This is a genomic window from Halomonas sp. S3-1-1 (assembly GCF_023757625.1).
Lineage (GTDB): Bacteria > Pseudomonadota > Gammaproteobacteria > Pseudomonadales > Halomonadaceae > Vreelandella.
Genome location: NZ_JALGBZ010000002.1, coordinates 142,185 through 165,083 on the forward strand (window position 1 = coordinate 142,185; position 22,899 = coordinate 165,083).

The 22,899-nt window shown below is 63.8% G+C and carries 21 protein-coding genes; 12 read left to right on the top strand and 9 right to left on the bottom strand.

The features are described from left to right. The first annotated feature begins 54 nt into the window (after positions 1-54). Together ligA and MQW23_RS05740 are read left to right on the top strand one after the other, a co-directional pair. A complete protein-coding gene (gene ligA, locus MQW23_RS05735) occupies positions 55-2,091 on the top strand; it encodes an NAD-dependent DNA ligase LigA (RefSeq protein WP_252106874.1) in 2,037 nt (678 codons plus the stop codon). Next, positions 2,088-2,363: a YheU family protein gene (locus tag MQW23_RS05740; RefSeq protein WP_252106875.1), complete on the top strand. Its 276-nt coding sequence runs from the start codon at positions 2,088-2,090 to the stop codon at positions 2,361-2,363. Before ligA ends, MQW23_RS05740 begins: the two co-directional genes overlap by 4 nt. A gap of 154 nt (positions 2,364-2,517) precedes the next feature. Here MQW23_RS05740 and mnmC read toward each other — a convergent pair whose 3' ends face one another. Both mnmC and MQW23_RS05750 read right to left on the bottom strand, forming a co-directional pair. Next, positions 2,518-4,521, bottom strand: a complete 2,004-nt coding sequence (mnmC, locus tag MQW23_RS05745; RefSeq protein ID WP_252106876.1) for a bifunctional tRNA (5-methylaminomethyl-2-thiouridine)(34)-methyltransferase MnmC2/FAD-dependent 5-carboxymethylaminomethyl-2-thiouridine(34) oxidoreductase MnmC1 — start codon at positions 4,519-4,521, stop codon at positions 2,518-2,520. A gap of 165 nt (positions 4,522-4,686) precedes the next feature. Continuing rightward, entirely contained in the window at positions 4,687-4,986 is a 300-nt protein-coding gene (locus tag MQW23_RS05750) for a YciI family protein (protein WP_252106877.1), read from the bottom strand. Between the two features lie 228 nt (positions 4,987-5,214). On the opposite strand from MQW23_RS05750, the gene MQW23_RS05755 reads away from it, so the two are divergent. Together MQW23_RS05755 and MQW23_RS05760 are read left to right on the top strand one after the other, a co-directional pair. After that, entirely contained in the window at positions 5,215-6,153 is a 939-nt protein-coding gene (locus MQW23_RS05755) for a PHP domain-containing protein (RefSeq protein ID WP_252106878.1), read from the top strand. Between the two features lie 71 nt (positions 6,154-6,224). Next, on the top strand, positions 6,225-6,848 hold the full coding sequence (locus MQW23_RS05760) for an L-threonylcarbamoyladenylate synthase (protein WP_252106879.1): 624 nt from the start codon (positions 6,225-6,227) through the stop codon (positions 6,846-6,848). 21 nt (positions 6,849-6,869) lie between these two features. On the opposite strand, the gene MQW23_RS05765 is transcribed toward MQW23_RS05760, so the two are convergent. Further along, a complete protein-coding gene (locus MQW23_RS05765; RefSeq protein ID WP_252106880.1) occupies positions 6,870-7,832 on the bottom strand; it encodes an ion transporter in 963 nt (320 codons plus the stop codon). Positions 7,833-7,861: 29 nt separating this feature from the next. After that, positions 7,862-8,740, bottom strand: a complete 879-nt coding sequence (locus tag MQW23_RS05770; RefSeq protein ID WP_252106881.1) for a CYTH domain-containing protein — start codon at positions 8,738-8,740, stop codon at positions 7,862-7,864. Between the two features lie 136 nt (positions 8,741-8,876). On the opposite strand from MQW23_RS05770, the gene MQW23_RS05775 reads away from it, so the two are divergent. From MQW23_RS05775 to MQW23_RS05795, 5 genes are all read left to right on the top strand, one after another. Continuing rightward, positions 8,877-9,557, top strand: a complete 681-nt coding sequence (locus MQW23_RS05775; RefSeq protein ID WP_252106882.1) for a TIGR00153 family protein — start codon at positions 8,877-8,879, stop codon at positions 9,555-9,557. A 9-nt stretch (positions 9,558-9,566) separates the two neighbouring features. Continuing rightward, positions 9,567-10,832, top strand: a complete 1,266-nt coding sequence (locus MQW23_RS05780) for an inorganic phosphate transporter (RefSeq protein ID WP_252106883.1) — start codon at positions 9,567-9,569, stop codon at positions 10,830-10,832. Positions 10,833-10,982: 150 nt separating this feature from the next. Continuing rightward, positions 10,983-12,293 (top strand): amino-acid N-acetyltransferase, encoded by a 1,311-nt coding sequence (gene argA / locus MQW23_RS05785; protein WP_252106884.1) that lies wholly within the window; start codon positions 10,983-10,985, stop codon positions 12,291-12,293. A 105-nt stretch (positions 12,294-12,398) separates the two neighbouring features. Continuing rightward, a complete protein-coding gene (locus tag MQW23_RS05790; RefSeq protein ID WP_252106885.1) occupies positions 12,399-14,597 on the top strand; it encodes an OsmC domain/YcaO domain-containing protein in 2,199 nt (732 codons plus the stop codon). 20 nt (positions 14,598-14,617) lie between these two features. Then, a complete protein-coding gene (locus tag MQW23_RS05795; protein ID WP_252106886.1) occupies positions 14,618-15,832 on the top strand; it encodes a serine hydrolase domain-containing protein in 1,215 nt (404 codons plus the stop codon). A 14-nt stretch (positions 15,833-15,846) separates the two neighbouring features. On the opposite strand, the gene MQW23_RS05800 is transcribed toward MQW23_RS05795, so the two are convergent. Continuing rightward, positions 15,847-17,076 (bottom strand): spore maturation protein, encoded by a 1,230-nt coding sequence (locus MQW23_RS05800; protein WP_252106887.1) that lies wholly within the window; start codon positions 17,074-17,076, stop codon positions 15,847-15,849. A gap of 123 nt (positions 17,077-17,199) precedes the next feature. Here MQW23_RS05800 and MQW23_RS05805 point away from each other — a divergent pair, with 123 nt between their 5' ends. After that, positions 17,200-17,793, top strand: coding sequence for a GNAT family N-acetyltransferase (locus MQW23_RS05805; protein WP_252106888.1), 594 nt, complete (start codon positions 17,200-17,202; stop codon positions 17,791-17,793). Positions 17,794-17,804: 11 nt separating this feature from the next. Next, a complete protein-coding gene (locus MQW23_RS05810) occupies positions 17,805-18,374 on the top strand; it encodes a hypothetical protein (protein ID WP_252106889.1) in 570 nt (189 codons plus the stop codon). Between the two features lie 17 nt (positions 18,375-18,391). Here MQW23_RS05810 and MQW23_RS05815 read toward each other — a convergent pair whose 3' ends face one another. The 4 genes from MQW23_RS05815 to MQW23_RS05830 form a co-directional block, all read right to left on the bottom strand. Then, the gene (locus tag MQW23_RS05815) at positions 18,392-18,937 is read right to left on the bottom strand and encodes a cysteine hydrolase family protein (protein ID WP_252106890.1); all 546 of its coding nucleotides are present in this window, start codon (positions 18,935-18,937) and stop codon (positions 18,392-18,394) included. 42 nt (positions 18,938-18,979) lie between these two features. Then, on the bottom strand, positions 18,980-19,906 hold the full coding sequence (locus MQW23_RS05820; protein ID WP_252106891.1) for a LysO family transporter: 927 nt from the start codon (positions 19,904-19,906) through the stop codon (positions 18,980-18,982). Between the two features lie 15 nt (positions 19,907-19,921). Further along, a complete protein-coding gene (locus MQW23_RS05825) occupies positions 19,922-20,608 on the bottom strand; it encodes a hypothetical protein (RefSeq protein WP_252106892.1) in 687 nt (228 codons plus the stop codon). Between the two features lie 76 nt (positions 20,609-20,684). After that, positions 20,685-21,620: a 2-hydroxyacid dehydrogenase gene (locus MQW23_RS05830; protein ID WP_252106893.1), complete on the bottom strand. Its 936-nt coding sequence runs from the start codon at positions 21,618-21,620 to the stop codon at positions 20,685-20,687. 130 nt (positions 21,621-21,750) lie between these two features. Between MQW23_RS05830 and MQW23_RS05835 the strand changes: the two genes are divergently transcribed. Beyond that, complete coding sequence (locus MQW23_RS05835; protein WP_252106894.1) at positions 21,751-22,758, top strand: DNA topoisomerase IB; 1,008 nt, start codon at positions 21,751-21,753, stop codon at positions 22,756-22,758. The last annotated feature ends 141 nt before the right edge of the window (positions 22,759-22,899 follow it).

Here is a 22,899-nt window from a genome sequence, read left to right on the forward strand (position 1 = left end):
GCTGTCAGGCTTTAGGATAGTGTCCATCAGACCCGCTTTACGGAACCCCAACGAATGAGTCAGCCCTCTCATGATGTGCTCGAAGAGCTCGCCTCACTTCGCGCCGAGCTCGACGACGCCAACCACCGCTATTACGTGCTCGACGAGCCCGCGCTGACCGACGCCGACTACGACCGCAAGCTGCAGGCCCTGAAAGAGATCGAGGCGAAGCATCCAGAGTTGATCACGCCGGAATCGCCCACTCAGCGGGTAGGCGCGGCGCCGGCGGAAGGTTTTCCCGCGGTGGCCCACGCCACCCCGATGCTGTCGCTGGACAACGCCTTCGATCGCGACGATATCTTCGCCTTCGCTGAGCGCGTGGCCGAGCGCCTCGAGTGTGATCCAGGCGAGATCGAGTTCAGCTGCGAGCCCAAGCTCGACGGCGCGGCGGTGTCGCTGGTGTACGAGCAGGGCGTATTGACCCACGGCGCGACCCGCGGCGATGGGCGCACCGGCGAAGGCATCACCTCGAACCTGCGCACGCTGCGCTCGATTCCGCTCAGCCTTCGAGGCGACCCGGCCCCTGCGCTGTTGGAGGTGCGCGGCGAAGTCATCATGCGCCATGAAGGGTTCGAGGCGCTCAACGAGCGTGCCCGCGAAGAGGAGGGGCGCGTGTTCGCCAATCCGCGCAACGCCGCCGCGGGCAGCCTGCGCCAGCTCGACCCGCGCATCACCGCCAAACGCCCGCTGGAATTTCACGCCTACCAGGTCGCGCGGCTCGCCCCGGACGCCGGCGACACCAGCCACAGCGCGCTGATGGCCAGACTCAAGACTCTCGGCTTTCGCTCGAGCAGCGAGCTTGAGACGCTCACCGGCCCCGAGGCGGTCGCCCGCTACTGCGACGCACTCGGCGAAAAGCGTTTGAATCTGGGCTATGACATCGACGGCGTGGTGATCAAGGTCAACGACCTACGCGCCCAGCGCGAACTCGGGTTCGTGGCCCGCGCGCCGCGCTGGGCGGTGGCGTTCAAGTTTCCCGCCCAGGAGGAGGTCACCACGCTCAACGACGTGGAGTTTCAGGTCGGGCGTACCGGCGCCATTACCCCGGTTGCCAGGCTCGAGCCGGTGAGCGTGGCCGGCGTCACCGTCTCCAACGCCACGCTTCATAACGCCGACGAGATCGAACGGCTTGGCGTGATGATCGGCGATACCGTGGCGATACGCCGGGCCGGCGACGTCATCCCCCAGGTTGTGCGCGTCGACCCTGAAAAGCGCCCGACAGGGGCCCGCGTGATCGAGTTTCCTACCGCCTGCCCGGTGTGCGGCTCTGATATCGAGCGCGTCGAGGGTGAGGCGGTGGCGCGCTGTACCGGCGGGCTTTTCTGTCCCGCCCAGCGCAAGGAGGCGCTCAAGCACTTCGCCAGCCGCAAGGCGTTGGACGTCGACGGGCTGGGCGAAAAGATCATCGATGCGCTCGTCGAGCGCGACTGGGTCAAGACCCCGGCGGATCTGTTCGACCTCACCGCCGAGCGGCTGGCCGAGCTTCCACGCATGGGGGCCAAATCGTCGCAGAACCTGGTCGCGGCGCTCGAAAGTGCCAAAAACACTACCTTTGCGCGCTTCATCTACGCGCTCGGCATTCGCGAAGTGGGCGAGGCGACCGCGGTGAATCTGGCGAGCCACTTCGGCACGCTCGAGAAGCTCATGGCCGCCGATCAGGCCGCGCTCGAAGCGGTCAACGACGTTGGCCCGATCGTGGCCGCCCACGTGCATCTCTTTTTCCAGCAGCCGCACAACCGGGAAACCATCGAGGCGCTGATCGCCTCCGGTGTTACGTGGGAAGAAACGGAAGTCACGCGCGGCCCGACGCCCCTCGAGGGCCAGACCTGGGTGCTCACCGGAAGCCTTGAGACCATGACCCGCGACGAGGGCAAGGCGCGCCTGCAGGCGCTGGGGGCGAAGGTCGCCGGCAGCGTGTCGAAAAAGACCACCTGCGTGGTCGCCGGCGAAGCGGCGGGCAGCAAGCTCGCCAAGGCCGAGGAGTTCGGGGTCGAAGTGCTGGACGAGGCCGCCTTTACGCAACAACTGAAGCAGTGGGAGCAGGCCGAATGAGCCGATTCATCGAAGTGCCGGCGCGCATGCTGCCGCCGGAGACCCTGAACGCGCTGCTCGAAGCGTTCGTGACCCGCCAGGGCTACGACACCACCGATACCAGCGGAGACGGCATGCACGGCTGGGTGGTCGAACTCAAGCGCCAGCTCGAGCGCGGCGAGCTGCTGATCGCCCACGACATCGAGCTGGAGCAGACCGAAGTGATGACGCTCACCCAGTGGCGCGCTTTTGGCCGCGATCTTGCCGATGACGAAGAAGAGGGCGACTACTAGGCTCTGTCTGAAAAGTGCCTGCGCTCGACAATACGGCGTTAAAAATTGGCTCAGAATACTCATTTACACATAGTAAACTCCGTTTCTTCGCCAATTTTTGCCTAGTCTTGCCTTCGCTCGCCGACTTTTCAGACAGACCCCAGTCGCTTGGCCGTTAGGACTCGGCGCGAATCAGCGCGCTGATCAGCCGCCGGCCCGGGTGCAGGTGATCGGCGAGCGCTGCCTCGACCGGCAACGGCTCGCCGAGCATCCGCGAGGCGATCACCTCGGCGCACAGCGGGGCGCTGGCAAGCCCCCGGCTGCCGTGAGCCGCCGACACCCAAAGCCCCGGGTGGTGCGCGCCGGGTATGGGCGCCACACGGGAGGCATCCTTCGAGAGCGCGGCGTAGTCGCGCTGCCAAGCTTCCGCGTTGGGCACCGGCCCGGCGTAGGGCGTCTTGTCCGGGCTCGCCGCGCGGACCGCGGCGCGCCCGGAAAGTGTTGCCGGCGTCAGTGGCCCGCGTTCGCGCTCGAGCGCCTCGACCCACTCGGGAAGCGCGGCCTTGAGCTCGTCGATATTGCGCTGGTGATCCGCCTCGCGCAGGTCGCGCTCGCCGTCGTTGGGAGCGAAGCTGGCGCCAAAGGTGAGCACGCCCTCCAGCGGCGGGCAGACGTAGCCGCCAGCGCACACCACGCTGGTCGGCGCGCTCACGCCCTCGGCAAGCGCCAGCGAGCTCACCTGGCCGCGCACCTTTTGCAAGGCGAGCGTTCGCGTCTGGGAAAACGCGTTTGCCTGGTGCGCGCAGGCGACGACCACCTGATCCGCATCGCACTCGGTGTTATCCCCAAGCGTCAGCCGCCAGCCGGCTGCGCTGGCGTCAAGCGCGTTCACCTCGGCCTGTTTGAGCGTAATGCGTGGATGCGCCAGCAGCGCCCGGCAAAGTGCCTCCGGTCTCGCCCAGCCCGCCTGTGGATAGAAAAGCGCGTGTTCGGTCTCGCCCATGATGCCGGCCAGTGGTGATAGCGGCCCCTGATGCGCTCGAACCACCGCGTCCCCCAGCGGATGGCGCGCTAAAAAGCGGCGCTGGCGGCTTGCTTCCTTGTCGCTGGGGGCCAGCTGTACCACCCCGCAGGGCGACCAGAACGCCTCGCTTCCTTTAAGCCCGCCCAGCCACCGCGCGCTGTACAAAAGCCCCGCCAGATAGAAGCGGCTCTGCAGGTTGGTTTCGACGGCGAGTTTGACGTAGAGCGCCCCCTGGCGATTGCCCGAGCCGCCGGCGCCCGGTGCTTCGCGCTCGAACACGCTCACCTTCACCCCGCGCCGGGCAAGCGCGGCCGCCGTGCAGGCACCGGCCAGGCCCGCGCCGATCACCGCGACGTGCTCGACCGGCTGCGTCGCCGGCGGGGTGAACCAGGGCGTGTGGCCGCGTCGATTATCCACCGGCGGTGTTTCGATCTCGCCGGCGAGCATCTCGCGCTTGCGCCCGAAGCCCGGCACCTTTTGGATCGAAAAGCCCGCGGCCTTGAGCCCGCGCTTGACGATACCGGCGCAGGTGAAGGTGGCAAAGGTCGCACCGGGGTGCGAGCGCGCCGCCATGGCCTCGAACAGCGCGTCCTGCCACATTGCCGGGTTTTTGGAGGGCGCGAAGCCGTCCAGAAACCAGGCGTCGACCCGGCCGTCGAGCAGCGTCAAACGCTCGGTGGTATCGCCAAAGTGAAGATCCAGCGTCACCCGCTCGCTCAAATGCAGCCGGTGAATGCCGGCGATGGGGGCGGGCCAAAGCGCGCAGAGCGTGTCGGCGTAGCGGGCAAGCGACGGCCAGGCGCTCAACGCGCGGGACAGCGCCTCGACGGACATCGGGTACTTCTCTGTGGATAACAGATGAAGGCGCGCGCCTGCCTGGGCGTGCTCTTCGAAGCACGCCCAGGCACTGAGCACGTTGAGCCCGGTGCCAAAGCCCGTTTCGCCGATCACGAACGCCCGCGGTTCACGCCAGCCGGCAAAGCGCTCGGGCAGCCGGTTGGCGTTCAGGAACACGTGCTCGGTTTCGGCGCGGCCGTCCTCGCGGGAAAAATAGACGTCGCCGAATTGATCGGAGTGCGGGGCGGCATCTTCCCAGGTCAGCGGCGGGGCGGTCAACGCCGCCAAAGGCGGCAATACAGAGTGGCGCTGGGTCACACGGTTATCCGTTGTCGAGGCAAGAGTGAAAAGCGGTTAAAAAATGACCAATTCGTTAATGCGGGCGTACTCTCTCGCTTTGAGAAAAGCGTCCGCCGTGTTTTCACAGAGTTTTCCACAGCCTCTGTGCAAAAGCCGGCGGCGCCTCACAGCGGCCCGTAAAAATCAAGGCATTACTTTCTTGAAGGGCTTCACGGTGACCCGGGCGTAGACGCCTGCCGCCACGTAAGGGTCGCTGTCGGCAAAGGCCTGAGCATCGTTTAGACTATCGAACTCCGCCACCACGAGGCTGCCGGTAAAGCCGGTGTCCCCCGGGGTTTCGCTGTCGATGGCCGGGTGCGGGCCCGCCAGCACCAGACGGCCCTCGTCGCGCAGCGCTTCCAGGCGGGCAAGGTGGTCCGGGCGCGCCGCCAAGCGCTTTTCCAGGCTCTCGGAAACGTCTTCACTCATGATGGCGTATAGCATGGGGTGTCCTCGGCGTTAAGCGCAGGGCTTAATTTGGGTGGCGGGCCGTCGATGGCCCAAGGCCCTGGCGCGCTGCGCCGGCGGGCGGTGAATAAAATCAGCGTTTCATATCGCGGCGTACATGGTACGGCGCACGCGCGTTAGGTACCATGGCGCGGCACGTGCAAACGCCCGTACTTATACGTGAAGGCCCTCATTCTGACAAACTCCCCAACCGACGTCATGCCCATGCCCCGACTCCCTGTGACCGTGCTGCCCGAAAGCTTCGAGGCCGACCACGGCTACCCGGTGGATCTGCACATGCACTCCACCGCCTCCGACGGCGCGCTGTCGCCCTCAGATCTCGTTGCGTTGTGCGCAAGCCGCGGGCTGTCTCATATCGCTCTGACCGACCACGACACCATGGACGGCGTGCCCGAAGCGACGTTGGCCTGCGAGCGAGAAGGCCTTTGTCTGATCGCCGGCTGCGAGCTCTCCTCGCGCTGGCAGGGTATCAACATTCACGTGGTGGCGCTGATGCCGGGGGGCGCTCGTGGACCGCTTATCGAAGGCCTCAAGGCGCAGCGCCAGGCGCGTATTCAGCGCGCTGAGGTGATCGCCGAGCGCCTGGAGAAGCTGGGTCTCAAGGATGCGCTGGCCAAGGCGCGCGAACACGCCGGCAGCGAGCGCCCGCTGGGGCGCCCGGACTTCGCCCGGGCGCTCGTGGCGGACGGGCTGGTGCCGGATTGGGCCAGCGCCTTCAAGCGCTACCTGGGCAGCGGCAAGAAGGGCGACGTCAAGGCGCACTGGCCCGAAATCGGCGAGGCGGTGGAGTGGGTCGTGGCCTCCGGCGGAGTGGCGGCGATCGCCCATCCGCTTCGCTACGGGCTGACCCGGCGAAAGCGCGGCCAGCTGATGGACAGCTTCGTCGCCGCCGGCGGTCAGGCCGTGGAGCTGGTCAGCGGCCAGCAGAATCCGGACACTACTCGCGATCTGGCGCGCCAGCTCGTCGAGCGCGACCTGTACGCTTCGCTTGGCAGCGATTTTCACTTCCCCGGCAGCCACGCCGCCCCCGGCAGCACCAGCGCCATCCCGCGTACCGCGGCCCGGCCGATCTGGCAACATCCGCGGCTGGTCCATTTACACGACGCGCCCGCCGGGCTTCTGCCCGTGGGGGAGTCGGCATAACCTGGCCATCCTGGGCTATGCTTGGGGAACACCGCCCGCCGGGCGAGAAGTCACAGGGCAAGGAGTCAGCCATGAGCCAGTACTTTCAGATCCATCCGGAAAATCCGCAAAAGCGCTTGATCGACCAGGCGGTCGAGATCATTCGCAAGGGCGGGGTGGTCGCCTATCCGACGGACTCGGGCTACGCGCTGGGCTGCCATCTGGGCGAGAAAAAGGCGATCGAGAAAATCAAGTGGCTGCGCTCGCTCGACGACAAGCACAACTTCACGTTGGTGTGTTCGGATCTCTCCGAAATCGGTACCTACGCCAAGGTTGATAACGCGGTGTTCCGCCTGCTCAAGGCGCACACGCCGGGGCCCTACACCTACATTCTGGAAGCGACCACCGAGGTGCCAAGGCTTTTGCTCCACCCCAAGCGGCGCTCGATCGGCGTGCGCGTGCCGGATCACCGTATCACCCACGCGCTGCTCGAAGCCTTGGGTGAGCCCTTGATGAGCGTGACGCTGATTCCGGTAGACGAGACGCTGCCCATGAACGACCCGGAAGAGATCCGCGAGCGCTTTAGTGCGCACTTGGATCTGATCATCGACGGCGGCGCCTGTCACCTGGACCCGACCAGTGTGATCGACCTTCGCACCATGCCGCCGACCATTGTGCGCGAAGGCCGCGGCGATACGACCCCTTTCGAAAGCTAGCCTTCTAGGTGACGCCGGCGATCATTCGCCGGCGTCACTGTCTTTATCAGACCGCTTTTCCTCCTCACGCTTTTTCTCTTCGAGTTTTAACTCCTCCATGTTCGCCTTCGCCTCTTTTTCTCGTCGCTCTTCTTCTCGCGGGTCCTCGCTAAATTCGTCAAGCCAGGTGCCGCAGCGCAGGCAATAACGCGCGCGTTTTTCGTGGTGGTCGTGGCCGCAGCCGGGGCAGGCCTCATCCGAGTAGCGGTCCTCGCGTATCGAGCGGATCACCTGGGCCGAGAAGACGCCGGTGGGCACGGCGATGATCGAGTAGCCCAGCAGCATCAGGATCACCGTGATCGATTTGCCCAGGGGCGTTATCGGCACGATGTCGCCATACCCCACCGTGGTCATGCTCACGATCGCCCAGTAGATCGAGATCGGAATGCTGGTAAAGCCCGCTTCCTTGGACTCGATGGTGTACATCAGCGCGGCGAACAGCGTGACCACCATCAGAATGCTGCTGAAAAAGAGCAGGATCTGGCGCGAGCTGCGCTTGAGCGCCTCGAGCAGCATGTGACCTTCGCCAACGAACTCCATCATCCGCAGAATGCGAAAAATACGCAGCACGCGCAAAAGGCGCACGATCACCAGCCCGTGCGCGCCGGGTACCAGCAGAACCAGCCAGGCAGGAAGAATGGCGATCAAGTCCACCGCGCCGTAGAAGCTCTTGATATAGGCCATCGGCCGATCCAGACAGTAAAGACGCACCAAAAGCTCGATACTGAAAAGGATGGTAATTACCCACTCGATATAGAGAAATAGCTCCCCGTAGGGCTGGGCGATGCTCTCGACGCTGCCGAGGATGATGATGGTGACGCTGGTGAGAATCGCGATGATCAGCGCCAGATCGAAGGCCTTGGCGCCGGGGGTGTCGGCTTCGAAAATAATGTGGAAAAGCTGCGAGCGCAGGCCTTCCGGGCCCGGCGCGAGGTGAAGACTCATGGCGTCATCCTTAAACGTGGCAAGCCGATTCAGCTTAGCGCGCTTTCAAGGGTCAGGCGATGTGCCAGGCTCAAGGCGTTGTAGCCAAAGCTGATGCTCGTGGCGTTTTTATCCAGCGCCCGAGAAAGCGCCGCCGCGGTCGGGCGAAGCGGCTCGGCAAGCGTCGCGTGCTCGGCCAGCGTCTCGTAGGCGCGCGCGGCCTGCTCGAAATACTCGGGCTCGCCGCTGTCCTGATAGGCGTCCATCGCTACCGTCGCGCGGTGCAGCCACTCGCCAGGTGTGTCGGCCTCTGGCAGCGCCCACTCGCCATGAATTAAGGCGTTGCCTCGGGCGGCCTTGCTCGAATCGCTCGGGCGAAGGGGCACGAAACTCGACATCGAGAGCGCCAGCGACCAGAGCGCATCCGGGGCGCCTGCCTTGAGTTCGAGCTCGATTTCACAAATCACGGCCCGCGCGCCGTTGGCGCGGATCTCGCCTTCGTCGAGCACGAGCTCGATGCGGCTATCGTTCCAGTCGATCACCCAGCTGCGCCGGTCGAAATCCGTGGCAAGCGTTGGGGTAAGGGTCTCGAGCATGTCACTTGGCACGTTCTCGAACGGGGGCAGGGCGGCGAGCGCCTTTTTATCCAGCCCTTTGCTCACGGCCCACTCCCACTCGCTGCGCGTTGACAGCCCGCCGCCGCCGTGGCCTTTGGTCTTGACCGTTTGCAGCGTCTGCCCGCCTGCCTGACGCAGTCGCACGGCGATACCCTTGCGGGAAAGGTCTTGGTTGGGGGTGTCGTAATAGGTGTTGGTCAGGCGCTTTCGGGTCGGCGCCTTTGTCAGGGCAGGGTAGCTTAAAAGGGCGTCGATGGACGCGGCAGGCAGCGCTAGCTTAAGCTCTACTTCGAGCGGGGAGTGATCTTTCATGACAATAGCTACCTTGCTTTTGTGAACGTTGCGTTAAATTTCGACGTCATTATGAACTTTTCATGACGGCGGCAGGCGCACTCTTTATACTAGCGCCGCCATTTTCAGGCTTTCCACACTCAGGATGAAAGGCACTATGGTTACCTCCAATCCTTTTTCCGCCATGTTCGGCCGTTCGCCCTTCCAGCCGCTTCTGGCCCATATCGTCAAGGCCAATGAGTGCGCCGATCAGTTGCTGCCCTTTTTCGAGGCCTCGCTTGCCGGCGACTGGGAGACCGCGACGGCGCTGCGTGAGCGTGTCACCTGTCTCGAGCACGACGCGGACACGCTGAAAACCGAGCTGCGTTTGAATTTGCCCAGCACCATGTTTTTGCCGGTATCGCGTTCTGATCTATTGGATCTGATCAGCGTGCAGGACAAGATCGCCAATAAGGTGCGTGACATTACCGGCATTATGCTGGGACGTAAAATGCGCGTGCCCGACGAGCTGGCCGAGCCGATGCGCGACTACATGACCACCAGCGTGGCGTGCGTCGCCCAAGCGCGCCAGGCGCTCGAGGAGCTCAAGGAGCTTCTGGAGTCCGGCTTCGGGCGCAACGTGTCGGATGTGATGCAGAACATGATCCGCGAGCTGCATACCCTGGAGCATCAGGCCGACGATCAGCAGGTGGCGATTCGCCGCCAGCTTTTCGAGCTCGAAAGCGTACTGCCGCCGGTGGATGTGATCTTTCTTTACAAGATCATCGAGTGGGTGGGCGAAGTATCCGACCGCGCGGAGCGCGTGGGTAGCCGACTGCAGATTTTGACCGCGCGTTAAGGGGACCGCATGCAGATTATTGCCCAGTATGGCGATATTTTTATCATTCTCGCCTGTGTATTTGGCTTTTTCATGGCCTGGGGCGTGGGCGCCAACGATGTCGCCAACGCCATGGGAACCTCGGTGGGGTCGAAAGCGATCACCATCAAGCAGGCCATCATCATCGCGGTGATTTTCGAGTTTCTTGGCGCCTGGCTTGCCGGCGGCGAAGTGACCGCTACCATCCGGGGCGGCATCATCGACCCGGCGCTGTTGGAGGCCAATCCGCAGTTTCTGGTCTACGGTATGCTCTCGGCGCTTCTGGCCGCCGGTATCTGGCTGATGGTGGCCTCGGCCAAGGGCTGGCCGGTCTCGACCACCCACTCGATCGTCGGCGCCATCGTCGGTTTCGCCGCGGTGGGGCTGGGCGTAGAGGCGGTGGCCTGGGACAAGGTGACCCAGATCGCCTCGAGCTGGGTGGTGTCGCCGCTTCTGGCCGGCACCATCGGCTACGTGCTGTTCAAATCCGTTCACCATTTGATTTTCGAAAGTAATGACCCATTCACTGCCGCCAAGCGCTACGTGCCGGGCTACGTGTTTCTGGTCGGTTTCATCGTTTCGATGGTGACGCTCACCAAGGGGCTGTCCCACGTCGGGCTCGATCTGAGCTTTAGCCAAAGCCTGATCCTCTCGATTCTATTGGGCGCGGCCATCATGGGACTGGGAATCGTCATGCAGCGGCGGATCAAGTTCGAGCAAAACGCCGCCGACCACTTTGGCTACGCCAACGTGGAGCGCGTATTTGGCGTACTGATGATCTTTACCGCCTGCGCCATGGCCTTCGCCCACGGCTCCAACGATGTCGCCAACGCGGTCGGCCCGCTGGCCGCGGTGATCAGCGTGGTGCGTAGTGAAGGCATGATCGACAGCGCCGCGCTAGTGCCCTGGTGGGTGCTGGTACTCGGCGGCGGCGGTATCGTGTTTGGTCTGGTGACCTACGGCCACCGCGTGATCGCCACCGTCGGCACCGGCATCACCGAGCTGACGCCGAGCCGGGGCTTTGCCGCGACCTTGGCCGCGGCGAGCACCGTGGTACTGGCCTCGGCCACCGGCCTTCCCATCTCGACCACCCACACGCTGGTGGGCGCGGTGCTGGGCGTGGGCCTGGCCCGCGGCATGGCGGCGCTGAATTTGCGCGTCATCGGCACCATCGTGATGTCCTGGCTAATCACGCTGCCGGCGGGCGCGTGTCTGGCCATCGTGTTCTTCTTCATGTTCAAGGGCATGTTCGGCTAACGCCAACGCTCCTGCCACGCGGCACCGTTTTGCCTCGCCTTGGCGAGTCTTGCAAAGCGGTGCCGTTTTTTTTGGCGCTGGTTTTTCGGGCTCTGTTAAAGTAGTCGGTCTGCCAACGCCTTCATTCACTCTGCGCCGGAGAGCGGCCCCTTGGATACACGCTTCCCCTTTGTCGACTGGTTTCGCAACGCCTCGCCGTACATCAACGCGCACCGGGGGCGAACCTTCGTAATTTTGATCGAAGGCGACGCCATGGCCTCACACCGTGGCGAGCAGCTGATTCAGGACCTGGCGCTGTTACACACGCTCGGCGTTCGCCTGGTGGTGGTGTTCGGCGTGCGCCCCCAAGTGCAGGCTGCTCTCAACGCGGCGGGCGTGGCACCCGTTCACGTCGATGGGCGCTGGGTTGCCGATCGTGCGGTGATGGCACAGGTCGAGCAGGTGGCGTCCCACCAGCGGCTGTGGCTCGAGGCGCGCCTCTCCTTGGGGCTGCCAAGCTCCCCGCTTCACGGTGTCGAGCTCAGCGTGGTCTCCGGTAACCTGGTCACCGCCAAGCCGCTGGGAGTGCGCGAAGGGGTGGATTTCGATCATAGCGGCGAGGTGCGCCGAGTGCGCGCCAATGCCATTCAGGAGCTTTTGAGCCAAGGGTCGCTGGTGCTGCTGCCGCCGCTGGGCTTTTCCAGCACCGGCGAGGTGTTCGATCTCGACGCCGCCGACGTTGCCCAGCACGCCGCCGTGGCGCTAAAAGCGGATAAGCTGATTTTGCTTGGCGACTCGGAAGGACTCGAAGACGAGCAGGGCGGCCTGCTTCGCCAGCTCAGCCCGAAGGAGGCCGAGCCGCGGCTCGCCGCCGCCGCCCCCGGCTCCGAGCTCGCCCGCCACCTGAGCGCGGCCTCTACCGCGGCGCGCAAGGGCGTTGCGCGCACGCACCTGCTTAGCTGGCAGGACCCGGACGCGCTGCTGGGTGAGCTTTTCACTCGCGACGGCGTAGGGACGATGATCACCGAGCACCGCTACGAGCAGCTTAGAGCGGCCACGCTCAACGACGTGGCGGGGCTTTTGGAGCTTCTCGAGCCGCTGGAGCGCCGCGGGATGCTGGTGGCGCGCTCCCGCGAGCGCCTAGAGCACGAGATCGACGACTATCAGGTGATCGAGCGCGACGGCATGGTGATCGGCTGCGCGGCGCTGCACGTCTTTTCGGAGGCCGGCGTTGGCGAGCTGGCCTGTGTAGCGGTGCACGAAAGCTATCGCGGCGGCGAGCGTGGCGAGCGCCTGATCGAAGCCGTCGAGCAGCGCGCGCGTAAAACCGGGCTTGCTGCGCTGTTCGTGCTCACCACCCACACCGCCCACTGGTTCGTCGAGCACGGCTTTCAAAACGCAAGCCTTGAGGAGCTTCCGCCGCTCCGGCGCGATACCTACAACCACGCGCGCAAATCCAAGGTGCTGATCAAAACGCTGTAAGGCGCGCGACGGGCAGACGGGGCGGGCGAAAAACTGGATAATGGGGGCCATCGCCCAACGCCTTTCAAACGCGCCGGGCACACTCATTGATGCGGACGTCTGCCCATGGAAATCAAAGTTAACTACCTCGACAATTTGCGCCTCGAGGCGAAGTTCGACGACTTCAGCGTTATTTCGGATCAGCCGATTCGCTACAAGGGCGACGGCTCCGCCCCCGGCCCCTTCGACTACTTTTTGGCCTCGTCCGCCATGTGCGCGGCGTACTTCGTCAAGGTGTACTGCAACGCGCGCAATATCCCGACCGACAACATTCGCCTGTCTCAAAACAACATCGTCGACCCGGAAAACCGCTACAAGCAGATCTTCAAGATCCAGGTCGAGCTGCCCGAGGACATCTCCGAAAAGGACCGCGAGGGCATGCTGCGCTCCATCGACCGCTGCACGGTGAAAAAGGTCGTGCAGACCGGCCCGGAGTTTCAAATCGAGGTGGTCGAGAACATCGACGAGGACGCCCAGGCGCTGCTGATGGGCGCCCCGGAAGGCAGCGAAACCTTCATCGAAGGCAAGGATGCGCCGCTGGAGCAGACCATTGCTACCATGAGCGGCATCCTCGCGGATCTCGGCATGAAGATCGAGATCGCCTCCTGGCGCAACATCGTGCCCCACGTCTGGTCGCTGCACATTCGCGACGCTGCCGCCCCCATGTGCTTCACCAACGGCAAGGGCGCAACCAAGGAGAGCGCGCTGTGCTCGGCGCTGGGTGAGTTCATCGAGCGGTTGTCGTGTAACTTCTTCTACAACGATCAGTTCTTCGGCGAAGAGATCGCGGGAAGCGACTTCGTCCACTACCCGAACGAGCAGTGGTTTCAGCCGGGCGCGGGTGACGAACTGCCCGAAGAGATTCTCGACGCGCACACGCGGGCGATCTACAACCCGGAAGGCGAGCTTGCCGGCTCGCATCTTTTCGACACCAACTCCGGACGCGTGGACCGCGGGATCGTCTCGCTGCCGTTCACGCGCCACTCGGATGGCGAGACGGTCTACTTCCCGTCGAACCTGATCGAAAACCTGTTTCTGAGTAACGGCATGAGCGCGGGCAACACCCTGGCGGAAGCCCAGGTGCAGTGCCTGTCAGAAATTTTCGAGCGCGCGGTCAAGCGCGACATTCTCGAGCAGGAGCTTTCGCTTCCGGACGTGCCGCAGGAGGTGCTGGCGAAGTACCCGGGTATTGTCGAAGGCATCCAGGCACTGGAGGCTCAGGGCTTCCCGGTGCTGGTGAAAGATGCCTCAATGGGCGGCCAATTCCCGGTGATGTGTGTGACGCTCATGAACCCGCGCACCGGCGGCGTGTTCGCCTCTTTCGGCGCCCATCCGAGCTTCGAGGTGGCACTCGAACGTAGCCTCACGGAACTGTTGCAGGGGCGCAGCTTCGAAGGCCTGAACGATTTGCCGCTGCCGACGTTCAACTCGCAGACGTTAGCCGAGCCCAACAACTTCGTCGAGCACTTCATCGACTCGGTAGGGGTGGTCTCCTGGCGCTTTTTCAGCGCTCGGCCCAACTTCGAGTTCGTCGAGTGGGACTTCACCGACGAAGGGCGCAAAACCTCCCAAGAGGAGGCCGAGACGCTGTTCGACATCTTCGCCGAGCTCGACGCCGAGGTGTACATGGCCGTTCACGAGGATCTCGGCGCGCCGGTGTGCCGCATTCTGGTGCCGGGTTACTCCGAGGTGTACCCGATCGAGGATCTGATCTGGGACAACACCAACAAGGCGCTCGACTACCGCGAGGACATTCTCAACCTCCACGCCCTCGATGAAGAGGCGCTAACGGCGTTGGTCGAGCGCCTAGAAGAGAGCCAGATGGACGATCACGCCGACATAATCACGCTGATCGGTATCGAGTTCGACGAGAACACCGTCTGGGGCCAGCTCACCATCCTTGAACTCAAGCTTCTGATCTTTCTGGCGCTGGGTCGGCTCGACGAGGCGCTGGACTGCGTCGAGATGTTTTTGCAGTACAACGACAACACTGTCGAGCGCGGGCTCTTCTACCAGGCGGTACAGGCGGTGCTGGAGATCGCGCTGGACGACGAGCTGGAGCTCGACGACTACCTGCCCAATTTCACCCGCATGTTCGGTGAAGCGACCATGGCGGCGGTGGTCGGCTCCGTCGAAGGCTCCGTGCGCTTTTACGGGCTCACGCCCACCAACCTGCAGCTCGACGGTCTGGAGCGCCACCAGCGCCTGATCGAAAGTTACAAGAAACTTCACGCCGCGCGCGCCGTCAAAGCGGGCCTTGCGTGACCCAATCTGGAGAGGCCGATATGACCCCGACGCTGTTCAATACGACGTTGCTCAACACGTCGCTCATCGCCACCGCCTTGGCCCTTGCGCCGCACGCAGCGCTCGCCCAGAGCTCAGAGCAGAGCCAGAGCGAGGTGCGAAAGCTGTATAGCGGCCGGATGATGCCCGACGAGCAGGTCGAGCTTTCGCGCCACATCGACCGGCTGTTCCCGACCCGCACGGTCAAGGCAGCGGCCGAGCCGCATCGGTTTGGTCAGCGCGACGCCTCGCTCGAGGATTTCTCGCTGACGCATGACGGCGTGACCTACGATATCTATGACTTCATGGCGCTCAACCGGGTGAGCGGGCTGATGGCGGTGCACGACAACGACGTGGTGTTCGAGCAGTACGCGCTCGGCAATACTGCCCAGACGTCCTGGATGTCGATGTCGATCGCCAAGTCGGTCTCCTCGACGCTGATCGGGGCCGCGCTCAAGGACGGCTATATCGAAAGCCTCGACGATGCCGTCAGCACCTACGTGCCAGAGCTCGAAGGCAGCGTCTATGACGACGTCAGCGTCGAGCAGATTCTTTTGATGGCCTCCGGCGTTGCCTGGGATGAAACCTACGCCGATCCGGACTCCGAGCGTCGCCAGATGCTCGAGCTCCAGCTCGAGCAGCGCCCGGGCGCGATTCTCGAGTTCATGGGTGGGCTCGAACGCGCCGCCGAACCCGGCACGGTGTGGAACTACAGCACCGGCGAAACCCAGCTTCTCTCGGCGATCATCAACGGTGCGGTAGGCAAGAGTGCCTCTGAATACCTCTCCGAGAAGATCTGGGCAAACTTTGGCATGGAAACCGATGCTCAGTGGTGGCTCGACGGCGAGGATGGCCAGGAGATCGGCGGAAGCGGGCTGTTGATCACGCTACGCGACTACGCTCGCTTTGGTCAGTTCGTGCTCGAGGAGCAGCGCGCGCCGAACGTACTGCCGGAAGGCTGGGTGACGGAGTCGGCAAGACACCACGAGATCGGCGGCGAGGAGATCGAGTACGGCTACTCCTGGTGGCCGGAAGGTGACAACGCCTTCTCGGCGGTGGGCATCTTCGGCCAGTGGGTGTTCATCGACCCGGACAACGACATGGTCATCGCCATGACCAGCGCCCAGCCCAAGGCGGAGGCCATGGAGATCGTGCCGATCACCCAGTTCTTCCACGCCCTGAGCGACCACCTCGCCGCCAGCGGCGCCGATCGTTAGGCAATAAACCTGCGCTAGCCGAAAAACCAGTAGCAGACGCCGATGGCCATGATGATTCCCGCGGCATCGGCTAACAGCGCGCAGCCAAGCCCGTGGCGAATGCGGCTGATGCCCACCGCGCCGAAGTAGACCGCCAGCACGTAGAAGGTGGTCTCGGTGCTGCCCTGAAGCGTGGCCGCCAGCAGTCCGGGGAAGCTATCCACCCCGAAGGTGTCCATGGTTTCGATCATCATGGCCCGCGCGCCGCTGCCGGAGAGCGGCTTGATGAAGGCTGTCGGCAGCGCGTCCACGAAGCGGGTGTCCCAACCGATGCTCTCTATCAGCCAGCGCACGCCGTTCAACCCCGCATCCAGCACGCCGCTGGCGCGTAGCACGCCAATCGCGACCAGCATGGCGATTAGATAGGGCAAGAGCGTCACGGTAAAGCTCACACCCTCCTTCGCGCCTTCGATGAAGGCGTCATACACCTTCACCCCGCGCAGCGCCCCGACTAGTAAAAAGAGCATCACGATATTAAACAGCGCGAGATTGCCGATCAGCGTCGAGGCGGCGGCCAGTGCCTGGCTCGAAAGCCCGGCCAGGGTGGTGATCAAAAGCCCCAGCGCCAGCGCCGCGGCGACGAGATAGCAAAGCACCACCGGCTGAAAGAGGCGGATTCTCTGCACCAGCGCCACGGCGATCAGCCCGGCAAAGCTCGACGCGCTGGTGGCAAGCAGAATGGGGAGAAAGACCAGGGTGGGCTCGGCGGCGCCCTGCTGGGCGCGGTACATGAAAATGGTGACCGGCAACAGCGTCAGCGAGGACGTGTTGAGCACCAAAAAGAGAATCTGGGCGTTGCTGGCGGTGTCCCGGCTCGGGTTCAGTGTTTGCAGCGAGTGCATCGCTTTGATGCCGATCGGTGTGGCGGCGTTGTCCAGGCCTAGAATATTGGCCGCGAAGTTCATGCTGATCAGCCCCATGGCCGGGTGGCCGCGGGGCACCTCCGGCATCAGTCGGCTAAAGAGCGGGTCCAGTGCCCGGCCGAGCAGGCGAATCATGCCCGCCTTTTCGGCGATCGACAAAAACCCGAGCCACAGCGTCATGGTGCCCAACAGCACTAAAATGATATCGACGCTGACCCGGGCCATGTCGAAAAGTGAGGCGACCAGGCGCGCGAAGACCTCGCTGTCGCCGCCGACCAGCCACTGCCAGAGCGAGGCGGCAAAGGCGGCGATGAAAAAGCTTAACCAGATTCCGTTGAGCATGCGGGGGTCCCGAGGCGGTCCAAAGCGCTCCATCCTACCCAATTTGGCGCCGCGTCACAGTAGCGAAAACAGGCGCATTGATGCGATGCTGGCACACATGTTCAACCATGTGAGGAAGCGCTAATGTTTATTCAGGAGCAGCAGCTCGAGGGCCAGCACGTACGGCTAGAGCCCTTGAACGCCGGGCATATCGAGGCGCTTGCTCAGGCGGTGCGCGACGGGCAGGGGTGGACGCTCTGGTACGCAAGCGTTCCCCACCCGGACGACATGGCCGCCTACGTGGAGCGAGCGATGGAGGAGGCCAGTCGCGGTCATCTGGCCTACGCCGTGCGCCACCTGGCCAGCGGCGATATCGTCGGTACGACGCGGTTTTACGCCGTCGACGCCGCCAACCGCCGGGCGATGATCGGCTATACCTGGTACGCGCAGAGCGTTCGCGGCACCGCGGTGAACGCCGAGTGCAAGCTCTTGATGCTATCGAACCTGTTCGAGGGGTCCCAGGCAATCGCCTGCGAATTTCGCACCCACTTCTTCAACCGGGCCTCGCGCGCGGCGATCGAGTCGCTGGGCGCCAAGCAGGACGGCATTTTGCGCGCCCACCAGATCCTGAGTGATGGCTCGCTGCGCGACACCGTGGTCTATTCGATCATCGAATCCGAGTGGCCGGCGGTGCGCGCCCAACTTCAGAGCAAGCTGGCGCGCTTTGTCTTGAGCTGAAAGGAGCACCCATGCCTGGCTTCACTCATATCGTGCCCGTGTGCGAAGGCGATTACCCGAACGCCCATGAAAAGGTCGGTGAGCTGCTTGCCTGGTTTCAGGCTCGGGAAATGGTCGAGCAGCAGCCCTCGCACTGTCTCTTCGAAAATGAGCTGCTCGGGTACCGGCTCCTGGCGCCGATCGCGTCGATCTGGCGAGAGCCCGGGCTAACGGACACGCTGGATCTCAACGTGTGCGGGCTCGAGCTTCACGCCGGCGAGCGGCGGGTGTTTCACCCGCTGGAAGGCGCCGAGCTCTCCTTTGTTTGCCCGGCCTGCGGCTTTGACCAAGGGTGGGACGCGCTGACTGCGATCGGCGATTGGCAGGCCGGGGACGACGACTACCCGTGCTGCCCCGGCTGCCAAGCGCGCTTTCCTATCAACCAATTCGACACCGACGCCGGCGGCACCGACGTGCCATGGGCGTTTGGCACGCTCGGGTTGACGTTTCACAACGGCGGTGTTGATTTCGCGCCCTGGTTTCTAAAGGCGATGCGGGAGCTTACGGGCTGTGAGCTTCGCATCGTGGCGTCGCACCTCTAGCCCGCTGTAAGGCTATATCAGACCACGGGCGCACCCAGCACGTGCTCGAAGTGGGAAAGCGCCCAAGCGTGGCCGGTGGGGTCGAAGCTCGCTACGGCGTTTTTATGCACGACGAGCGTAAAGCCCTTGTTGTAGGCATCGACCGCCGTGTGCAGCACGCAAATATCGGTACACACGCCCACCAGGTGCACCTCGGTGATGTTGCGCTCGCGCAGCCGGGTTTCGAGGTCGGTACCGTGAAAGGCGCTGTAGCGGCGCTTGTCCAGGGTCAGAACGTTCGGCGCGTCATGAATGGCTCCGTGGTACGTCGCGAGCTCGCCGTAGAGTGCCCGGCCCTCAGTACCTTCGATATTGTGGGGCGGAAAGAGCGCCGTTTCCGGATGGTAGGGGTCGTCTTTTGTGTGCCGGTCGATGGCGAACACGACGAAGTCGCTGGCATCGACGAACTCCTTCGTCAGCGCCAGCAGGGCGTCATGAATGTGCTGGCCGGCGGCGCCACAGGTGAGGGAGCCGGTGTCGGCGATGAAGTCATTGGTATAGTCGATATTGATCAGTGCTTTCATGCCTGCCCCCTTCGGTGGTGGTGTCGCTGCGCCTTGCATCATCTAAAGCGAGAGAAAGAACAAAATCAACGGCGGTGATAAAAGCGACAGGATGAAGCCGCTGACCACCGCGACCGGCACGCAGGCCACGCCGCCGTGCTGCTGGATCACCGGCAGGGTGAAATCCATCGAAGTGGCGCCGCCGACGCCGATGGCAAGCGGCGCGTGGCGGTGGATGATCAACGGAATCAGCACGAACGCCAAAAGCTCCCGGGCCAGGTCGTTGAAAAACGCGACTCCGCCGAGCAGGGGGCCGAGCTGGTCGCCGATCAAAATCGCCGAGAGCGAATACCAGCCAAAGCCCGAGGCCATGGCGAGCCCCTCAAACGGCGAGAGCGATAAGAGCGGCGCGGCGGCAAGCCCGGCCAACAGCGAGCTCGCCGCCAGCGTTGCGGCGATCGCAAGCCCCAGCCGATTGAGCAGAATCTGCTTGAGCGCCATACCGGAGTTGCGTAGCTGGCAGCCGATCAGTACGAGCAGCGCGTAGAGCGCCCACTCGGCGAGCACATCCGCCGCGGTGAACAGCTCGCGACCCATCATCGGCGCCAGCAGCAGCCCCAAAACGACACCCAGCACGACCGTGACCAGCAGTAACAGCGAGCCCTTGATCGCGGCGAGCTTGCTGGTCGGCGCGTTCTCCACCACGTTTGATGCGCCCGCTTTGAGCGCCAGCCTGCGCGATAGCCAGCCAAGCGCAGCCAAGTTGAACGCCATCGTGATCGAAAATAGCACCAGCGTGCTGCCGCCCAGCGTCGAGAGCTGGCTCGCCAGGTTGTCGAGCCCGGCCAGGCCCACGCCCATCAGCAGCAAAATCAGATACACCGAGGCGCTGACGCCGCGATTGATGAGCGCCAACAGACGCGGTGAGCGAACGCGCAGAAGATAGCCCCCGATCAGGGGCAGCAGGACGATGAGTAAACCGGAGAACATGGCGGTGGGTGGGCCTTATTGCGGAGCAAACCGTGTCAATGTGATGGTGGTATCCCGTCGGCCATCCTTGATGTACTCCGCAGAGAGAATCAGGCCTGGCCACTGGGGGTGAAAGCTAATGTCGATATGGCGATCCGGCTTTTCGACGTCCGTAAGCGTTACGCTCGGCGCTTGGAACTCACCGGCGGGGACGCTCACGGTGGCTTGTGGGTGGACGTAGTACTGAAAATGCTCGTCGCGGCCGCGATGGTCGAGAAAGGTGATATCGCAGGGCGCGCGCTCGGTGCACTCGGAGCTCTCCACGCGGCGCGACAGATCGAACAGCGCGGTCTGGCGATCAAGGGCGGTGAGTTCGGTTTCATCGAGCGTATAGTCATCGCCGACGCCCAGCAGGGAATAGCTGCTCGAATAGAGCAGCGCCCGGGTGTCGTTGTCCTCCACCGCGAAGCGGCTGCGCTCCTCGCCCTTGGCTACGGCGATGGAAAAACGCATGCTGGAGAGCCAGTGAAGCCCTTCCTGACTGAGCGTATGGCGCACGGTGGCGCCGGGCCAGCCGCGAATGTCTAGCCGGTAGCTCGCCTCGAAAGGGCGTGGGGCGACAAGCTCCGGCGTCTGGGCCGCGGCGCTGGACGCCGCGCCTCCGGCCAGGGTCGTCAGCGCCAGAAAGGCGGCGCTGCGCAGCGACGATACAGTACGGGGCACGATCTTTTCTCCTTTGCTTCAATCTTCCCTAAGAGCGCCCGGCCCGCCGCTTCGTTCAGTCAAAACGTGGCGGCGGTCAGTAGCCGTCGCCCGGATTGACCGTGGCGATGGCGTCGCCGGCCTCGAAAGCGTGCAGATACGAGATCACCTGGTCGATGGCGTCTGCCAGCGGCGTAGGGGCGGCCATGTGTGGGGTGATCAAAACGCGCGGATGCTGCCAAAGCGGGTGGGCCGCCGGCAGCGGCTCCTCGCTGAACACGTCCAGCAGGGCGCCGCGCAAATGGCCTTCCTGCTCACCGCTTCCCAGCGCCTCGAGCAGTGCGTCTTCATCGATCAGACCGCCCCGGCCTGGGTTGATCACACTGGCGCCCTTGGGCAAGCGCGCGAGCCGCTCGGCGTTCATAATATGCCGAGTGGCACGGGTGTCCGGCAAAATGGTCACCACGCTTTGCACTTGGCCCAACAGCTCGTCGAGCCCCGCCTCGCCGTGGAGGCAGCGCACGTTCTTGAGCGTTTTGGGCGAGCGGCTCCAGCCCAGCACCGGAAAACCGGCCTGGTCGAGGGCGCTCGCTACCGCTTGGCCAATCGCCCCGAGCCCCAGTACGCCGACCGGCCACTGGGCTTTCTCCACGACCTCGTGCGGCTGCCATCGGGCGTCTGGCTGCTGCGCGCGATAGCGGTCCATGCTGCGATAGAAATGCAGCACCCCGTAGAGTACGTAGTCCGCCATCAGTTCGCCCATGCCGGCGTCGCGCAGTTTGACGATCGGCACGTCTGTCGGTCGCTCGGGGGAGGCGAGCAGATGATCCACGCCGGCACCCAGGTTAATGATGCCCTTGAGCGCGCGCTGCTCGGCCAGCAGGTGCCCCGGCGCTTTCCAGACGGCGAGATAGTCGGCGCCCTGGCGCTCTTGTGCCGGCGCGTCGCTGGTGAGCACGGTCGCCTCGGGCAGCGCCTCGCCAAGCGCTGTCTGCCACTGATCGGCCTGGTCGGTATGTACCACGATCTTCATGAAAAGCCCCCGTGAATCGCATGTTGTAGGTTACCAGCTATCATGGGTTAAGTGGGGGAAGGGCTGCAAGGACGCCGCGCACCCTCGGCGCTGCACCGGCGCTCATTTTGAGGCGAAAAGGAGATTCACCATGGCAACCCGCAAGGCCCACGTGGTCACGCGCAAGCGAAGCGGCAAGGGCTTTACCTATAAGACCGAAGACGGCGAGACGCTCAAGGATCAAACGTGGCGCGAGTGGATCAAGTCGCTTGCCATTCCGCCGGCCTGGCGCGACGTCGAGATCACCCTCGATACGCGCCACCATATCTACGCCACCGGCCGCGACGACGCCGGGCGCAAGCAGTACGTCTACAACCCCAAATGGCGCGAAAAGCGCGAGGCGCTGAAGTTCGATCGCATGATCGCCTTCGCCCAGAAGCTCACGCCGATGCGCCGGGTCACCGGCCAGCACATGTTGCAGGAGGGGCTGCCGCGCGAAAAAGTGCTGGCGTGCATGGTGCGCTTGATCGACAGCGCCTATTTTCGCCCGGGCAGTGAGCGCTATCGTCAGCAAAACGACTCCTACGGGCTGACCACCATGCGCTCGAAGCACCTGACCATCGACGGCGACGAGCTGATTTTCGACTACCGCGGCAAAAGTGGCCAGGACCAGCACCGGGTGGTGGAGGATGCGCGTTTGGCGAGCGTGGTCGCGGAGCTCGATGAGACGCCAGGCTACGAGATTTTCAAGTACTTCGATGACGACGGCAATAAAGTGCGTGTCGACAGCGCCGATCTCAACGACTACATCCACGAGGTGATGGGCGAGCAGTTCAGCGCCAAGGATTTTCGGACCTGGGCGGGTACCTCGATTGCTGCGCTGGCGCTGGAGGAGCTGGGGGTCGACGAGGATGAAAAGGTCAGCGAGAAGAACGTGCGCGAGGCCGTCGAGCGGGTGGCGACGTCGCTTGGCAACACGCCAAGCATCGCCAAGGCGAGCTACATCGACCCGCGGGTGGTAGAGAGCTACCTGGACGGTCAGACGCTCGAGAACTTTCGCCAGCTGGTCGAAGTCGAGCTCGAACACGAGGATCTGACCGGCCCGGACGAGCGCGCCGTGCTCGAGCTTTTGAAAAGTCGCTTAAAGCGCAAGACCTGAGGCGCGTCGTCGCCGCGCCGGCAGGGCCTGTTTTTGATCAAGGCTTTTGATAAAGCCTTTGACCCAACGCCAAGGGTCGGTGCTAGTATCGGCTCAAGACGGCAATGGCGGTGCTCGCACGGACCTGTCGCTGCATGGGCC

Bases quoted from the DNA above. Each gene is read 5' to 3' on its own strand.
- ligA (WP_252106874.1), top strand. From the start codon at position 55: ATGAGTCAGCCCTCTCATGATGTGCTCGAAGAGCTCGCCTCACTTCGC.
- MQW23_RS05740 (WP_252106875.1), top strand. From the start codon at position 2,088: ATGAGCCGATTCATCGAAGTGCCGGCGCGCATGCTGCCGCCGGAGACC.
- MQW23_RS05750 (WP_252106877.1), bottom strand. From the start codon at position 4,986: ATGCTATACGCCATCATGAGTGAAGACGTTTCCGAGAGCCTGGAAAAG.
- MQW23_RS05755 (WP_252106878.1), top strand. From the start codon at position 5,215: ATGCCCCGACTCCCTGTGACCGTGCTGCCCGAAAGCTTCGAGGCCGAC.
- MQW23_RS05760 (WP_252106879.1), top strand. From the start codon at position 6,225: ATGAGCCAGTACTTTCAGATCCATCCGGAAAATCCGCAAAAGCGCTTG.
- MQW23_RS05765 (WP_252106880.1), bottom strand. From the start codon at position 7,832: ATGAGTCTTCACCTCGCGCCGGGCCCGGAAGGCCTGCGCTCGCAGCTT.
- MQW23_RS05770 (WP_252106881.1), bottom strand. From the start codon at position 8,740: ATGAAAGATCACTCCCCGCTCGAAGTAGAGCTTAAGCTAGCGCTGCCT.
- MQW23_RS05775 (WP_252106882.1), top strand. From the start codon at position 8,877: ATGGTTACCTCCAATCCTTTTTCCGCCATGTTCGGCCGTTCGCCCTTC.
- MQW23_RS05780 (WP_252106883.1), top strand. From the start codon at position 9,567: ATGCAGATTATTGCCCAGTATGGCGATATTTTTATCATTCTCGCCTGT.
- MQW23_RS05790 (WP_252106885.1), top strand. From the start codon at position 12,399: ATGGAAATCAAAGTTAACTACCTCGACAATTTGCGCCTCGAGGCGAAG.
- MQW23_RS05795 (WP_252106886.1), top strand. From the start codon at position 14,618: ATGACCCCGACGCTGTTCAATACGACGTTGCTCAACACGTCGCTCATC.
- MQW23_RS05800 (WP_252106887.1), bottom strand. From the start codon at position 17,076: ATGCTCAACGGAATCTGGTTAAGCTTTTTCATCGCCGCCTTTGCCGCC.
- MQW23_RS05805 (WP_252106888.1), top strand. From the start codon at position 17,200: ATGTTTATTCAGGAGCAGCAGCTCGAGGGCCAGCACGTACGGCTAGAG.
- MQW23_RS05810 (WP_252106889.1), top strand. From the start codon at position 17,805: ATGCCTGGCTTCACTCATATCGTGCCCGTGTGCGAAGGCGATTACCCG.
- MQW23_RS05815 (WP_252106890.1), bottom strand. From the start codon at position 18,937: ATGAAAGCACTGATCAATATCGACTATACCAATGACTTCATCGCCGAC.
- MQW23_RS05820 (WP_252106891.1), bottom strand. From the start codon at position 19,906: ATGTTCTCCGGTTTACTCATCGTCCTGCTGCCCCTGATCGGGGGCTAT.
- MQW23_RS05830 (WP_252106893.1), bottom strand. From the start codon at position 21,620: ATGAAGATCGTGGTACATACCGACCAGGCCGATCAGTGGCAGACAGCG.
- MQW23_RS05835 (WP_252106894.1), top strand. From the start codon at position 21,751: ATGGCAACCCGCAAGGCCCACGTGGTCACGCGCAAGCGAAGCGGCAAG.